Source organism: Ruegeria sp. HKCCA4812, assembly GCF_013034245.1.
GTDB lineage: Bacteria > Pseudomonadota > Alphaproteobacteria > Rhodobacterales > Rhodobacteraceae > Ruegeria.
This window is the reverse complement of sequence record NZ_WQFQ01000001.1, coordinates 724714-740130: the sequence shown is the minus strand read 5'-3', so window position 1 is coordinate 740130 and position 15417 is coordinate 724714. Positions and strand designations below refer to the sequence as shown.

General features: G+C 58.4%; 12 protein-coding genes and 1 tRNA gene. 5 read left to right on the top strand and 8 right to left on the bottom strand.

Annotation, left to right across the window (positions count from 1 at the left end; genetic code table 11):
• The first annotated feature begins 55 nt into the window (after positions 1-55).
• Positions 56-1282 carry an MFS transporter gene (locus tag GOW04_RS03700; RefSeq protein ID WP_171115775.1) on the top strand — a complete coding sequence of 409 codons (1227 nt, stop codon included), beginning with the start codon at positions 56-58 and terminating at the stop codon, positions 1280-1282.
• On the opposite strand, the gene GOW04_RS03695 is transcribed toward GOW04_RS03700, so the two are convergent.
• Genes GOW04_RS03695 through cysS form a run of 3 tightly spaced genes read right to left on the bottom strand, consistent with a single transcriptional unit; the run spans position 1283 to position 5093 of the window.
• On the bottom strand, positions 1283-2059 hold the full coding sequence (locus GOW04_RS03695) for a squalene/phytoene synthase family protein (protein ID WP_171232040.1): 777 nt from the start codon (positions 2057-2059) through the stop codon (positions 1283-1285).
• Between the two features lie 2 nt (positions 2060-2061).
• Complete coding sequence (gene cimA, locus GOW04_RS03690; RefSeq protein WP_171231582.1) at positions 2062-3696, bottom strand: citramalate synthase; 1635 nt, start codon at positions 3694-3696, stop codon at positions 2062-2064.
• Entirely contained in the window at positions 3696-5093 is a 1398-nt protein-coding gene (gene cysS, locus GOW04_RS03685) for a cysteine--tRNA ligase (RefSeq protein WP_171231581.1), read from the bottom strand. The genes cimA and cysS overlap by 1 nt, the downstream gene beginning before the upstream one ends.
• Positions 5094-5311: 218 nt before the next feature.
• On the opposite strand from cysS, the gene GOW04_RS03680 reads away from it, so the two are divergent.
• Positions 5312-5656 (top strand): MmcQ/YjbR family DNA-binding protein, encoded by a 345-nt coding sequence (locus tag GOW04_RS03680; RefSeq protein ID WP_171231580.1) that lies wholly within the window; start codon positions 5312-5314, stop codon positions 5654-5656.
• A gap of 56 nt (positions 5657-5712) precedes the next feature.
• A complete protein-coding gene (locus GOW04_RS03675) occupies positions 5713-6900 on the top strand; it encodes a pyridoxal phosphate-dependent aminotransferase (protein ID WP_171231579.1) in 1188 nt (395 codons plus the stop codon).
• An 8-nt stretch (positions 6901-6908) separates the two neighbouring features.
• On the opposite strand, the gene GOW04_RS03670 is transcribed toward GOW04_RS03675, so the two are convergent.
• A complete protein-coding gene (locus GOW04_RS03670) occupies positions 6909-7439 on the bottom strand; it encodes an outer membrane protein (protein ID WP_253283440.1) in 531 nt (176 codons plus the stop codon).
• A gap of 401 nt (positions 7440-7840) precedes the next feature.
• Here GOW04_RS03670 and GOW04_RS03665 point away from each other — a divergent pair, with 401 nt between their 5' ends.
• A complete protein-coding gene (locus GOW04_RS03665; RefSeq protein ID WP_171231578.1) occupies positions 7841-9385 on the top strand; it encodes a trimethylamine methyltransferase family protein in 1545 nt (514 codons plus the stop codon).
• Between the two features lie 45 nt (positions 9386-9430).
• On the opposite strand, the gene GOW04_RS03660 is transcribed toward GOW04_RS03665, so the two are convergent.
• Positions 9431-9676: a hypothetical protein gene (locus GOW04_RS03660; protein ID WP_117868858.1), complete on the bottom strand. Its 246-nt coding sequence runs from the start codon at positions 9674-9676 to the stop codon at positions 9431-9433.
• 540 nt (positions 9677-10216) lie between these two features.
• Positions 10217-13837 carry a vitamin B12-dependent ribonucleotide reductase gene (locus tag GOW04_RS03655; RefSeq protein WP_171231577.1) on the bottom strand — a complete coding sequence of 1207 codons (3621 nt, stop codon included), beginning with the start codon at positions 13835-13837 and terminating at the stop codon, positions 10217-10219.
• Between the two features lie 446 nt (positions 13838-14283).
• Between GOW04_RS03655 and GOW04_RS03650 the strand changes: the two genes are divergently transcribed.
• Complete coding sequence (locus GOW04_RS03650; RefSeq protein WP_254430055.1) at positions 14284-14814, top strand: hypothetical protein; 531 nt, start codon at positions 14284-14286, stop codon at positions 14812-14814.
• Positions 14815-14825: 11 nt separating this feature from the next.
• On the opposite strand, the gene GOW04_RS03645 is transcribed toward GOW04_RS03650, so the two are convergent.
• Positions 14826-14902: transfer RNA gene (locus GOW04_RS03645), tRNA-Pro, on the bottom strand.
• A 43-nt stretch (positions 14903-14945) separates the two neighbouring features.
• On the bottom strand, positions 14946-15413 hold the full coding sequence (locus GOW04_RS03640; RefSeq protein ID WP_171231576.1) for a DUF192 domain-containing protein: 468 nt from the start codon (positions 15411-15413) through the stop codon (positions 14946-14948).
• Positions 15414-15417: the final 4 nt, after the last annotated feature.

Genomic DNA, 15417 nt, shown 5'->3' with positions numbered 1-15417 from the left:
TGACACAGATGCAACCCGCTTGTGCCGCAAACACTTAGCCGATAACCATTCGCCCATGACGATGATTTCAACCCTTCCGGACGACCGGCAGGCCAAACGCAATGTGGCCGTACTGGTGGCTGCCCAAGCCATTCTGGGCGCGCAGATGCCGATGATGTTCATCGTCGGCGGGCTTGCAGGTCAGTCGCTGGCCTCGAACCCCTGCCTAGCGACGCTGCCGATATCCCTGATCGTTCTGGGATCGATGCTGGCAGCCACGCCGATCTCGGCCATCATGCAAAAATGGGGCCGTCGCGTGGGGTTCCTTGTCGGGGCAACGGCCGGTGCACTGGGCGGGTTGATCGGGGCCTATGGTCTGTTTCTGGGCTCGTTCCCCACCTTTCTTGTCGGCAGCCTGCTGACCGGCATCTACATGAGCGCACACGGGTTCTATCGCTTTGCGGCAGCAGACACCGCGTCAGACGATTACCGCCCAAAAGCGATTTCATACGTGATGGCCGGCGGGCTGGCGGCCGCCATCATCGGGCCTCAGATCGTGAAGCTTACGTCTGAAGCATACGTCATCCCTTTTCTGGGAACATATATGGCCGTAATCGGGATCAACGTTCTGGGCTCGGCGCTGTTCTTCTTTCTCGACATTCCGACACCTGCGAAACCTGCGGCCGATGAACCCAAGGGGCGGTCACGGATCGAGTTGCTGAAAACACCCCGCATCGCCGTCGCGATCATCTGTGCCATGGTGTCTTATGCGTTGATGAATCTGGTGATGACCTCGACACCGCTTGCGGTTGTCGGATGTGGGTTTTCGGCCAATGACGCGGCGGATATCGTGACAAGTCACGTGCTGGCAATGTATGTCCCCAGCTTCTTCACCGGGCACCTGATCGCCCGGTTTGGCGTTGAGAAGATCGTCGCTCTGGGTTTGGCCATACTTGCCGCATCAGGGGTGGTTGCGCTGCAAGGCGTTGAATTGGGGAACTTTTTTGTCGCCCTTGTTCTTCTGGGCATTGGTTGGAATTTCGGCTTCATCGGCGCGACCACGATGCTGGCCGCGTCGCATGAACCGCAAGAGCGCGGACGGATGCAGGGCCTCAATGACCTGTTGGTGTTTGGCGGTGTGACATTGGCATCGCTGGCCTCGGGCGGGTTGATGAACTGCTCGGGCGGATCCGCGATCGAGGGGTGGAATGCCGTCAACCTGGCCATGATCCCTTTGCTGACACTGGCAGGTGGCGCATTGCTGTGGCTGGTTCTGCGCCCGGCCGATCCCGAAAGGGTCTGATCACCAGCGCCCGCTGCCGACGGTCCACATCAGCGACAGTCGCTGACGCATTTCGCCTGGCTCAAGCGTTCCTGCCGCCACCCGCTCGGGTTGGGCGATGGCCTGCTTCAGAACTCGTTCCGCCAGCCAACCCGCATACAGCGCGGGACGCGCCTCAGGTGCGATGTCGCCCCGCTTTGATCGCGCCTTGCGCAATCGGTCCAAAGCGGATTGGGCCAGTTTATGAACGCCGCCCGTCGTACCATCAAGCAACGGTATGCGCCCCCGCTTTTCCAGTTCGGGAATGGCGCGGAACCAATTTGCCACACCGACTCCGTACCCGAAATCGCGCAACACGCTTTCATCCGCCGCACCCAGCGCCTGCGCAGAGGCGACGAAAAGAGATCCGGAACTGTGGTTGATATAGGCGTCAAAGTGTTCCTGATCCTCGAACGGATCCCGGTATATATCCCAACGTCTTACGGCAACAAATTCATCCAGAACGCCTGCCAGATGCGGCGAAAGGACCCGCGACAGAGGCGTCACCACCTCGTGCCGCCGCACCGCGGACCCTTCTGCAATCTCCTGCAACGCGTCGCGCCACCATTGCAGCCGCATTTCGGCAATCATGGCCTCTTGCGTCACCCATGGCGCGCGCGCGACTTCGACATTCAACGCATAGATCGGAAACAAAACCACGCGAGCCGCGACCGGAGCAGCCATCGTCGCCCGGAACCGATCAGGATCCGCACGCTGTACCAACGCGGCGCAGGCTTTGACATCATCGTCGAAGGTCACACTCACTCGGCCGCTGCCTTTTGCGGATCGCAATCACGGACCAGTTTCCACTGGATCGCATCCAGCAGCGCCTCAAAGGACGCATCAACTATGTTCGCACTGACACCCACCGTCGACCAGCGCCGCCCCTGACCATCTTCGCTGTCGATGATGACGCGGGTCACCGCTTCGGTCCCGCCCTGGGTGATACGGACCTTGAAATCGACAAGGCGCATATCCGACAAGACCTGCGAATATTGGCCCAAATCCTTCGCCAGCGCCTTGGCCAGCGCGTTCACAGGCCCCCTGTCGTTTCCGGAGTCGTCCATGGACTCGCTGACCGACAGTTTCTTTTCACCGTCCACTTTGACCACAACGACAGCTTCGGACAAGCTGACCATCTTGTTGTATTTGTTCTTCCGGCGCTCAACAGTGACCTTGTAGCGCTTGACCTCGAAGAACTCAGGCAGTTGTCCCAGTTCATCCCGCGCCAACAGTTCGAAACTGGCCTGCGCGGTGTCGTAGGAATACCCAACCGCTTCACGATCCTTGATCCGTTCAAGGATGCGGCCCAATGCGGGATCACCGGCTTTGACGCTCAGCCCCGCCTCGGTCAGGCGTTTGCGCAGGTTCGACTGACCCGCCTGGTTCGACATCGGAATGATACGTTCATTGCCTATGCTCGCCGGGTCTACATGTTCGTAAGTCGATGGGTCCTTCAGGATCGCGCTGGCGTGCAACCCCGCCTTATGCGCAAAAGCCGACGCGCCCACATAAGCCGCCTGCTTGCTGGGAACCCGGTTCAAAACGTCGTCCAACATGCGGCTGATGCGGGTCAGCCCGGCCAGCGCATCAAGGCTGACGCCGGTTTCGAACTGCGAGGCATAGGGTTCTTTCAGCAGCAATGTCGGGAGCAGCGCCGTCAGGTTTGCATTGCCGCAGCGTTCCCCCAGACCATTCAGCGTTCCCTGAATTTGCCGTGCACCTGCTTCGACCGCTGCCAGAGAACAGGCCACTGCGTTATCGGTATCGTTATGGGTGTGGATACCCAACCGTTCACCCGGCAGACCGGCCGCGATCACTTCGGACACGATCCGCCCGACCTCGGACGGCAACGCGCCACCGTTGGTGTCACACAGCACAACCCATCGCGCGCCCGCTTCCAGCGCGGCCCGGCAAACTTCCGTCGCGTATTCGGGGTTGTCCTTGTACCCGTCAAAGAAATGTTCGGCATCGAACAGCGCCTCGCGCCCTTGCGCCACGATATGCGCGACCGAAGCACGAACGTTTTCCGTGTTCTCTTCAAGCGAAATGCCAAGCGCGTGGGTCACGTGATAGTCATGCGACTTGCCAACCAGACAGACAGCCTGCGTACCCGCATTCATCACCGCAGCCAGCACATCGTCATTCTCGGCCGAGCGCCCTGCCCGTTTGGTCATGCCAAATGCCGTCAACCGGGCCGCGGTCTTTGGCGCCGCCTCGAAAAACGCGCTGTCGGTGGGGTTGGCACCGGGCCAGCCGCCTTCGATGTAGTCCACCCCCAAAGCGTCCAACGCCTGCGCGATCTGCACTTTTTCAGCGGTCGAAAACTGCACGCCCTGGGTCTGCTGCCCGTCACGCAGCGTCGTGTCGTAAAGATAGAGGCGTTCTCTGGTCATCAGACCTCCTCCAGCTTGGCGGCATCAAAACCGGCGCCCGGCACCAGTTCAACACCTTCCTTGCTCATTCGAACCTCAAGCCCTGCCGCAATATACGCCGCCTTGAGGCGGTCGACCTCCGAGAAATCTTTGTTTTCCATTGCAGATACGCGCGCCTTTGCCAAGCGATCTGCATGGGCACTCAGGTCTATGGACGCCGTGTCCGCCCAGTCCCCCATCTGGGGCAGCAGCAAACCCAGCATTTGTGCGCTTGCCAGCAATCCCGCAGCGTTTCCATCTGACGCCAGACGGTAAAGCTCGGCCATGGCACCTGCTGTGTTCAGATCGTCGCTCAGCGCTGCGATCACTTCAGGTGCCGCGCTGGCAGCGGGTTCTATGCCCGATGTCAGCGCCCGCCATTTGCGCAGCGTCGCCTCCGCCTCACGGGCTTTCTTCTCGGTCCAGTCCATCGGCTTGCGATAATGCGTCTGCAAAAAGACAAAGCGGATCACTTCGCCCGGAACGCCCTGCTCCAGAAGATCATGCACGGTAAAGAAATTGCCCAGCGATTTGGACATCTTCTTGCCTTCGACCTGCAACATCTCGTTGTGCAGCCAGACCCGCGCGAATTCACCGTGCGGGTGCGCGCATTTGCTCTGGGCGATCTCGTTCTCGTGGTGCGGGAACATCAGGTCGTTGCCGCCACCATGGATATCAAAACTCTCACCCAGCAACTCATAGCTCATGGCCGAGCATTCGATGTGCCAGCCCGGACGTCCCCGCCCCCATGGGCTGTCCCAGCCCGGCAGTTCATCGGTCGAGGGTTTCCACAAGACAAAATCCATCGGGTTCTTCTTGTAGGGCGCCACCTCGACCCGCGCGCCGGCGATCATGTCATCCACCGAGCGCCCCGACAGCTTGCCGTAGCTTTCTTTCCAGCTATCCACCGCGAACAGAACATGGCCTTCGGCGGCATAGGCATGACCCTTGGCGATCAGGTCTTCGATCATCGCGATCATCTGCGCGATGAACTGGGTCGCGCGCGGCATCTCGTTCGGCTCCAACGTGCCCAAAGCGCCCATATCATGCAGGTACCAGCCGATGGTTTCATCCGACCGTTCCTGCACCAGTTGCTCCAGCGTGCCTTCCGCGCCCGCCTGTTTGCGGGCCAGTGCCGTGGCGTTGATCTTGTCGTCCACGTCGGTGAAATTGCGCACATAGGTCACGTGCTCTGCGCCATAGACATGCCGCAACAGACGATAAAGAACGTCGAACACGACCACCGGGCGGGCATTGCCCAGATGCGCGCGGTCATAGACCGTCGGACCACAGACATACATCCGCACGTTATCAGGGTCGATCGGTACGAAATCTTCCTTCGTCCGCGTCCGCGTGTTGTGCAGCTTGATCGTCGTCATCGGTCGGGCTCCTAGAAAACAGCAAAGGCTTGCGCGTTGGCGCGGGCTTAGCAACTTGTCTCAGGGATGAAAACGAAAGAAACCGGCCCGCTTGATAAATCAGCAGGTAATGCAGCAGATAATGATGCAGGTCACCGGGTTCATGCCCCTCGGTTAGCACGGGAACCCCGCCAAGCCAAGCGTTGAGTTTGTTCACAAGGTCCGGCAGAGTGCCCGTCATGGATCGAGACTTCATCAATTCCATCTGCAAGGAATTTCCCGGAGCCGAGCTGTCGGACCCGTGGGGCGGCGGTCATGACGCGTGGAAGGTTGGCGGCAAGATGTTTGCCTGTATCGGAACTGCAAATGACGGTGTTTCCGTCAAAACACCCGATGCGGAGACGGCTCAGATGCTGATTGATGCCGGTGTCGCGGTGAAAGCCCCCTATTTTCACCGCAGCTGGGTCCGCCTGCCGTTTGATGCCGAGACCGAGGAGCTGCGCCATCGTTTGACGGTTTCCTATGACCTCGTACGCGCATCGCTGACCAAAAAGCTTCAGGCGACGCTGGCGCCGCGAAGCTGATTGACAAACGGCCACTGCTCTGCCCCATTCAGCGCAAAGCAACCAGGGGCGATTTCATGAGATTGTCTGAACGCATCACGCAGATCACCGGCGGCGGCAGCGATGGCTGGGACGTGTTCTATCGCGCGCGCCGGATGTTGAGTGAAGGACAAGCCGTAACCGAACTGACGATCGGTGAACATGACACCCGAACCGACCCTTCGATTCTTCGGGCGATGGAGCTGTCGGCCCGCAACGGCCATACAGGTTACGCGATGGTGCCCGGCACGGACCTGTTGCGCGACACGGTCGCCGCACGAGTTCAGACCCGCACTGGCGTTCCGACCTCTCGGAACAACGTTCTGATCACCCCCGGCGGGCAAGCCGCCCTGTTCGCGGCACATATGGCCGTTTGCGATCCCGGTGATGTCGGATTGTATCTCGACCCGTACTACGCCACCTATCCCGGCACGATTCGGGGCGTTGGCGCCGTGGCCCGTGCGGTTCAAACCCCGGCCGATGACGCTTTCCAGCCCCAGGCCGAGCGGATCGATGCCGCTGCTGAAGGCGCGGTTTCGCTGTTGATCAACACGCCGAACAATCCGACCGGCGTGGTTTATTCCCGTCAATCGCTCGAGGCTGTCGCTGCTGTTTGCAGGCGGCGCGATCTCTGGCTGATCTCGGATGAGGTATACGACACGCAGGTCTGGGACGGTGAACATCTTTCTCCGCGTGCGCTGCCCGACATGGCAGAGCGAACGCTTGTGGTTGGATCCATGTCCAAGTCCCACGCCATGACGGGGTCGCGATGTGGATGGGTCGTCGGCCCACAGGAGGTCATCGCCCATCTGATCAATCTGGCGACCCACACCACCTACGGCGTTCCCGGGTTCGTACAGGACGCGTCGAGTTTTGCGCTGACCGCGGGTGTTGAACTTGAAGAAAAAATCGCTGCTCCGTTCCGCCGCCGCCGTGCCTTGGCCATGGATATTCTGGCCTCGCAAAACATCGTTGGCCTCGTCCCCGCGCAGGGCGCCATGTATCTGATGCTGGATATCCGCGCGACCGGGATGTCGGGGGACGCGTTTGCCAACGCGCTACTGGACGCACACAAAATTGCCGTCATGCCCGGCGAAAGCTTCGGCAAGGCCGCTGCCGGGCACATACGGGTGGCCATGACCGTAGCGGATGAACGCTTTGCGGTTGCGCTGAAAACGCTTTGCGAATTCGCGTCGCATCTTGCGAGGCAGCACGCAGCTGAATAAGCCTGTTGTCAGAAACGAAACGTTGTACGCAAGTTGAAGACGTTAGAATCCAGACCACCGGTGGATCGGGTGACATCATCGAAGTCTTGCCGCAGCGCCTCACCGCTGATGACAAAATTCTCGCCAATCGGATAAGCGATGCCGATCCCGTAAACAGCGGCGGTATCGCTGTCGACGGATGTTTCGGCCCGTGCCGCGCCAACGACGACATACCCCAGCGCGCTGCCGAAATCGTACCCGCCACGCAGTTTCAATCGGGTCATGCTGTCCAGACTGCCCTGAGACTGGCTGAGGTTCAGGGAAAGGCGGTTGTATTCAAGTTCACCGCCCAGAACGAAAGCCCCGAAATCCTGATCATAGCCTACATGCGCACCAAAGGCGGTGTCGTCCCCGCTTGATCCACCCGGTCCATCCGCATCCGCGTACCCAAAGCTGAGCCCAACGTACCCCCCTGTCCAATCCTCTGCCAAAACCGGGCTGGCGCTGGCCGTCAGAGCCACGACAATCAGGACAGAAAAAAGTTCAAAAGTCTGTTTCAACGCGATTTCACTCGGGCTTCAGATCATGTGTTAACTTAAAATTCAACTGGGATCGCTTTTGTCAGAGTTCAATTCCTTGCACGCAAAGCTCAAGAGTAAGTGAATGCAGTATAACAGATTTCTGTCCTCGGGGGAGAAAATCTGCCTTAGAATTCCGTCAGAGGTTTGTTGGGCAGATATTTGCTGAAGTAAATTCCGTTGAGGTCGCAAACAGAACAGATTGCGTCGCCGTGTTTTGGAATTGTTGCGCCAAACGTTGAGAGGCGGAATGACTGACCACGACTGGAAAATCAGCCTGATCAGCCGCACCATTGGTGCGGACCGGGGGCGTGCAGCGAGAGGACGGCCGTAAGCGGCCATTTGCCAGTTCCCCAAACATCTCTCACAGATCGGAAAAAGAAATGAACGACCAATCCCGCAACACATCGCGCAGCGGCGGTCGCGCTGCGCGTCGCGCTGCCCGTGCAACCGCATTGCCTGAACATCTGCGTCCCGTGCGCCCCGGTATGGAGGGCGGTGTCCTGAATGTCCTGACCCAGGCACAGATCGAACGTATCCACGAGGCCGCCCTGATCGCATTGGAAACCATTGGTCTGGCGGACGCGCCGCAAAGCGGGATCGACTATCTGGTTGGTGCAGGCTGCATTTTGGGCGACGATGGCCGCATCCGCTTTCCCCGTGCGCTTGTCGAAGACACGATCGCAAAGGCGAACCGCAATGTCACTTTGTACAGCCGTGACGGAAAAACCGATCTGGACCTTACAGGTACAAAAGTACATTACGGCACGGCTGGTGCAGCCGTTTCCATGGTCGACGTGCATGGTCGCGAGTATCGCGATTCAACCGTTCAGGATTTGCACGATGCCGCACGTATCTGCCAACAGCTTGACAATATTCACTTTGTTCAGCGCCCCATGGTCTGTCGCGACATTGCGGACAACCTGGAAATGGACCTGAACACGATCTACGCCAGCTGTTCAGGAACATTCAAACACGTCGGCACATCCTTCACGGAACCCAGCCACGTTGCCCCCGCGATGGAGATGATCTACATGATCGCGGGCGGCGAAGACAAATATCGCGAGCGACCATTCGTGTCGAACTCGAACTGCTTCGTCGTCCCGCCGATGAAATTCGCCACTGAAAGCTGCGAAGTGATGGAGGAATGCATCAAGGCCGGAATGCCGGTTCTGTTGCTGTCAGCCGGAATGGCCGGCGCCACCGCGCCATCAACCATCGCCGGAGCAATCACCCAGGCCACGGCGGAATGCCTTGCGGGATTGGTTTATGTAAACGCCGTAAGTCCCGGCGCGCCCGCAGTTTTCGGCACCTGGCCCTTTGGTCTTGATCTGCGGACCGGCGCAATGTCCATCGGTTCCGGAGAACAAGCTCTGCTGACGGCAGGCTGCGCCCAGATGCACCGTTTCTACGACTTGCCGGGGGGCGCGGCGGCCGGTGCGTCAGATTCGAAGCTGCCCGACATGCAGGCCGGGTGGGAACAGATGTGCTCGAACGTGATGGCGGGGCTGTCCGGTCTGAACATGGTTTATGAAGCCGCTGGAATGCACGCCTCGCTGCTGGGATTCTGCTTTGAAAGCCTCATCCTCAGCGACGACCTGATCGGTCAGGCACAGCGCTGTGTGCGCGGGATCGAAGTGACCGATGAAACCCTGGCACTGGATCAGATCGCATCCGTATGCATGGGCGGCCCCGGCCATTATCTGGGCACCGATGCGACCCTCAGCCGGATGCAGGCCGACTATGTCTATCCGACCTTTGGTGACCGCTCGTCCCCCAAGGAATGGGTGGAGCTTGGCAAGCCGGATCTGGTTGAAAAGGCAGTGGCCCGAAAGAATGAGATCCTGTCCACCCCGTCGGCGGCCCGGTTCGACCCGGTTCTGGATGCCGAAATTCGGGAAAAATTCAACATTCACTTGCCGTTATAGCATCTGAACAAGCGGCCCGATGCGTGTCGGGCCGCCCTTTCTTGTTTACCCGTTGCTGGGTGGAAGCAAACCTGCCTCTTGTGCAACGGCCACTTCATCAGCATCCAGCGCCCCGTCGCCATTTGCGTCCATCGCCGAAAATGTATCGGCGTCAACGTCGGGCAACACGGCCTGAATTTCTTCGATGGTCAGAACGCCATCGCCATTGGCGTCGGTTGAGGACTGCGCCGAGAGCACTCCCGGCAAGGTCAGTGCAGCAATGGAAATCCCAATCAAGTACTGCGGTTTCATTTTCGTGCCTCCTGGATAAGTTGATTATGTCTTCGTCCGGACAGGCCCCAGAAACACCGCAACAGCCGCAGGCGTCACCCGTTTTGCGTGATTTCCGGGAAGTCGCGCCAATCTTTGCGTGTTTGCCCGAGTCGGTGTTGCGACACACCGCCGGGCAAAACCTTGCCAGACCCGTTTCGGCAAAACTTGCCCGACAGGCATGGCCCGATCCGGCAAGACCGCGCTCATCCGGGCAACCAGTCGCAAAAAAGAAAGGGGGCCGAAGCCCCCTGTCAGTTTCGCCATCCAGGCTCATTTCGTTGACCGCCCGGTGTTTTTTTGCCTGCGGCCTGGACGTCGCATGGAACGAGCGCACCCGTTCCGTGAAAGAGTGGGAGGGAGCAAATATTCCGCCCCACCCTGTTCCCGGCCAACACGGGCATGTCGGCCGAGTGAAGAAAGGACATCTGGTAAGTCTTGTGTCCTTTCTCCGAATTCGTCGGGGTCGGTTACCTAGGGCAGCGTCCGACCCCTACGCCCCGAGTTGCCGGGGCGCTTTCCTTAGCTACACCCGCTTGTCGCGCCACAGGTGTTGCATTTCATGCAGGTGCCGTTGCGCACCAGCGTGTAGTTTCCGCATTCGCCGCAGGGATCGCCCTCGTACCCCTGCATCTTGGCCTTTGTGCGGGCGTCCATGCCGGTGGCCACCGCCGTTTCGGCTGCCGGTGCTTCGAAGGAAGCCGCCGGTTCAGCCATGCCGTTCACCTCGACCTGACCCGCGTTGAACACAGCCAGATCTTGCGGCAAGCGCTTGCGCAGATAGCCAGTGGAGCTGATTTGTTTCAGTACTTCCAACGACTTGGACGCGGCTGTATCGCTGATTTCCGATACATTCGAGACACCCTCGTCCTCGCCCCGACCCAGATCGTCAAAGGTTGCGCCTTCGGGTTTCACGTGGGCCAGATCGGTACGATCCAGATAGGACACGGCCAATTCGCGGAAGATATAATCCAGGATCGACGTTGCGTTCTTGATCGAGTCGTTGCCCTGCACCATCCCCGCGGGTTCGAACTTGGTGAAGGTGAAGGCGTCCACGAATTCTTCCAGCGGCACGCCGTATTGCAGACCAACCGACACGGCGATGGCAAAGTTGTTCATCATCGCACGGAAGCCGGCGCCTTCCTTGTGCATGTCGATGAAAATCTCGCCCAGCTGGCCGTCTTCGAACTCACCGGTGCGCAGATAGACCTTGTGGCCACCAACGATTGCCTTCTGGGTATAGCCCTTGCGGCGATGCGGCAGTTTTTCACGATGGCTGCGGATGATTTCCTTGACCACAACCTTCTCGATCACCTTTTCGGCCAGAACGACGGCCTTTTCCTGCGCCGAGCCGCTCTCCAGCACCTCTGCCGCCTCGTCGTCATCCTCGACCAGTGCTGCCGCCAGCGGTTGCGACAGTTTCGAACCGTCACGATAGAGCGCGTTGGCCTTCACACCCAGCGACCAGCTGAGTTCATAGGCTTTCTGGCAATCCTCGATGGTCGCGTCATTCGGCATATTGATCGTCTTCGAGATCGCACCCGAGATGAAGCTCTGCGCCGCCGCCATCATGGTGATATGGCTTTCAACCCCAAGGAAACGCTTGCCTTTTTTCCCGCACGGGTTGGCGCAGTCGAAGATTGAATAATGCTCTTCCTTCAGATGCGGCGCACCTTCCAGCGTCATGGTTCCGCAGACATGGTCGTTGGCCGCCTCGATATCCGCACGGGAAAAACCAAGATGACGCAGCAGGTCGAATGTCGGGTCATTCAGCTTGGTCGCCGGGATGCCCAGAACACCGGTGCAGAAATCCTCGCCCAGTGTCCACTGGTTGAAGACGAACCGGATGTCGAAGGCGCTTTCCAGCGCGGCGTCCACCTTGGCCAGCTCATTGGGGCCAAAGCCATGACCGGTCAGCGAAGTGTGGTTGATACCCGGCGCATTGCCGATGGTGCCGTGACCAACTGCGTAGGATACGATCTCTTCGATCTGCGACGAGGAATAGCCCAGCTTTTCCAGCGCCGAAGGCACCGAGCGGTTGATGATCTTGAAGTAACCGCCACCGGCCAGCTTCTTGAACTTCACCAGCGCAAAGTCAGGCTCGATCCCGGTGGTGTCGCAATCCATCACCAGACCGATGGTGCCGGTGGGCGCGATCACGGTGGCCTGCGCGTTGCGATAACCGTTCTTCTCACCAAGGCTCAGCGCCTCATCCCAGGCTGACATGGCCAGATCGACCAGGCGCTTGTCCGGGCAGTTGCCGTGATCCAGCGGCACCGGTTTGACGGCTAGTTTCTCGTAGCCTTCTGTCACACCCTGCGCCGCGCGGCGGTGGTTGCGGATGACACGCAGCATATGCTCGGCGTTGCGCTCATAACCTTTGAACGGGCCAAGCTCTCCGGCAATTTCAGCCGAAGTCGCATAAGCCACACCGGTCATGATCGCGGTCAGCGCGCCACAGATCGCCCGGCCTTCGTCCGAGTCATAGCTGTAGCCCATGTTCATCAGCAGACCGCCGATATTGGCATAACCCAGACCCAGTGTGCGGAAGTCATAAGACAACTGCGCGATTTCCTTCGACGGGAACTGCGCCATGGTCACCGAGATTTCCAGCGTCAGGGTCCACAGGCGCGAGGCATGCATGTAATCCGCTGCCTGGAACTCACCATCCTTGAGGAAGGTCAGCAGGTTCATCGAGGCCAGGTTACAGGCCGTATCATCCAGGAACATGTATTCCGAGCACGGGTTCGAACCGCGGATCTCACCGTCTTCGGGGCATGTGTGCCACTCGTTGACCGTATCATGGAACTGGATGCCCGGATCGGCACAGGCCCAGGCCGCATGGCCGACCTTTTCCCACAAATCCCGCGCCTTGACCACCTTGGCCACCTTGCCGTCGGTGCGGTTGATCAACTCCCAATCGGCATCCTTTTCAACCGCCTTGAGGAACGCATTGGTCACGCGGATGGAATTGTTCGAGTTCTGTCCCGAAACCGAGCTGTACGCCTCCGAATCCCAGTCTGTATCATAGGTCGGGAACTCGATACTGTCGTGGCCCTGCTTGGCATAGTCCAGCACACGCTTGATGTAAGTTTCCGGGATTGCGACCTTTTTCGCTTCACGAACCGCCTTTTTCAGCGCGTCGTTCTTGTTCGGATCATAGGCGTCATCGGCAGATCCATCCCAAGACCGGATGGCCTCGAAAATGCCGTTCAGCATTTTCTCGTGCATCTTCGATCCGGCAACGATCGAGGCCACCTTCTGTTCTTCGATCACCTTCCATTCGATGAATTGCTCGATGTCCGGGTGATCTGCATCGACGATCACCATCTTTGCTGCCCGACGCGTTGTTCCGCCTGATTTGATCGCGCCAGCGGCGCGGTCGCCGATCTTGAGAAAGCCCATGAGGCCCGAGGATTTACCGCCGCCCGACAGCGCCTCGCCTTCTGCACGTAGATGGCTGAAGTTGGTGCCTGTGCCGCTCCCGTATTTGAACAGGCGCGCCTCGCGCACCCACAGGTCCATGATGCCGCCTTCGTTCACCAGATCATCATCGACCGACTGGATGAAGCACGCATGCGGCTGCGGATGTTCATAGGCCGATTTCGACTTGGTCAGCTTGCCGGACTTGTAATCGACATAGTGGTGCCCCTGCGCCGGGCCATCGATTCCATAAGCCCAGTGCAGGCCAGTGTTGAACCACTGCGGTGAGTTCGGCGCCGCGCGCTGGGTCGCCAGCATATAGCGCATCTCGTCGAAATAGGCGCGCGCGTCTTCCTCGGTCGAGAAATAGCCGCCCTTCCAGCCCCAATAGGCCCAGGCACCGGCCAGACGGTCGAACACTTGCTTCGACGATGTTTCTCCTTCGAACTCTGCGCCTTCCGCGGGAACGGATCGCCACAGAAATTCAGGAACATCTTTTTCCTTCAATTTCTTGAGCTTGGTGGGCACCCCCGCCTTGCGGAAGTATTTCTGCGCAATCACATCACTTGCAACCTGCGACCAACTGGAAGGGACTTCGATGTCATCAAGACGAAAGACAATTGTACCGTCCGGATTTCGGATTTCAGATGTTGCCGACACAAAATTCAGTTCCGCATAGGCGTCCTGATCCGGTTTGGTGAATTTTCTTTCAATCTTCATGTCCGCAGCCCTGGTTTATTCAGCTCAATTTCAGATTCCCGACACCAAATCTTGTGTTGCAGGGTGTCGCCCACAACGCCCTGAGAAGCGTGCAAAAAGGTACTGTTCGCTGCCTTGGACAGCGCAATGCCGCTAATGCGGCCGCACGATAATCGTTTGTGCTTATCCGACCCTCGCCCGCTGCCTTTTCTGGAATATACACCAGATGTTGTGGCAATCTCGTTGGCTCATACAATTTGACGTATGTTCCCATAGTAGGTCAACGCCCTTTTTAGGTCATTTTCCAAATCTTTTTTATTGACCTGATGGTTGCTTGAGGTCTTCTACGTGCAGGCCGCGATTCCTCCACAGCTTCATCCACGGCGAATTTCCGCCGACGTTTTGCGCTCTCAAAATGAATTCCCGTTTTTACCAGCATAGTTATCTGGATTTGATCAACCAATGGCATGCTGGTTACCTTGAAAGGGAATCAATACCGTCCGGGCAAACAGACCTGCGCCATGTGCCGAACGGTTTACCCAAGAGCGAGGGAGTTCAAACGAATGAAGTTGTTTCATTTTTTCCCGGCCATGGCCTGCATCGTTGCATGCGCACCACAAGATGTGCCCATCCCGTCACGCAGCGCACAGTTTGAATCCTTCCCGAAACGGCTGTTCGATACGTTTGAAACCAGTTGCTCGGGCCCTGGCGAGTCTTTCAAAAAAACCGGGAACCAAGTTTTTGAATGCAGTGAGTTCCTGCCCCCGAAGGCGACAGCTTTTCTGATTCTGAACTATGACGGCCATCCGCAGGAACTGCCCCAAAGCGTCATGCGTCTTACGTCAACAAAAACAAACGCAGGGTATCGCGTGGACGCGCATGTTTTCTTCCACGTCCCACAAAAAACCGGTGCGGCAGTTGAAGTTCCGGTTGAAAGTAAGGTTTTGAATCAAGCCATCGGCGAGCTCTACCAGACAATGGGTGGCTCGCCGAATTAGCTTGATGGAAGTGGTCGGGGCGGCAGGATTCGAACCTACGACCCCCTGTACCCAAAACAGGTGCGCTACCAGACTGCGCCACGCCCCGGACCGTGCGCCTTCCTAACGACGCCGATCAGATTTGAAAAGCCCTAACAGGGCCAAATTGCAGGTCCTTGCGAAAAAATTTCGTGCTTCATCTGTGTCCCGGGCCTGATGGAGTAGCGCGCGGACAATCCTGCATTGATTTCCAGCACCGCAAATACGGAATCGCCCCCTTCAATCGGCGTAAGATCACCCGGAATCGCGCCTTCATGCACACGCGTCACCAAACCGGTGCGATCCAGAAAAACCATATCGAGCGGGATCAGTGTGTTCTTCATCCAGAAAGCAACGGGTTGCGGCGGATCAAAGACGAACAGCATACCGGATCGAGCCGGCAACGATTGGCGAAACATCAAACCGCGGGATCGCTCTTGCGGAGTGACGGCGACTTCCACGTTAAATTGCACGGTCGCACTGTCATTTCTGAGTGTGACACGATCCGATCTGCAAGCAGCAGCGGCAACTCCTGCCCACAACGTTACGAATATGGTCAAGAGTATCCGAAGCCGTTTCATCCGG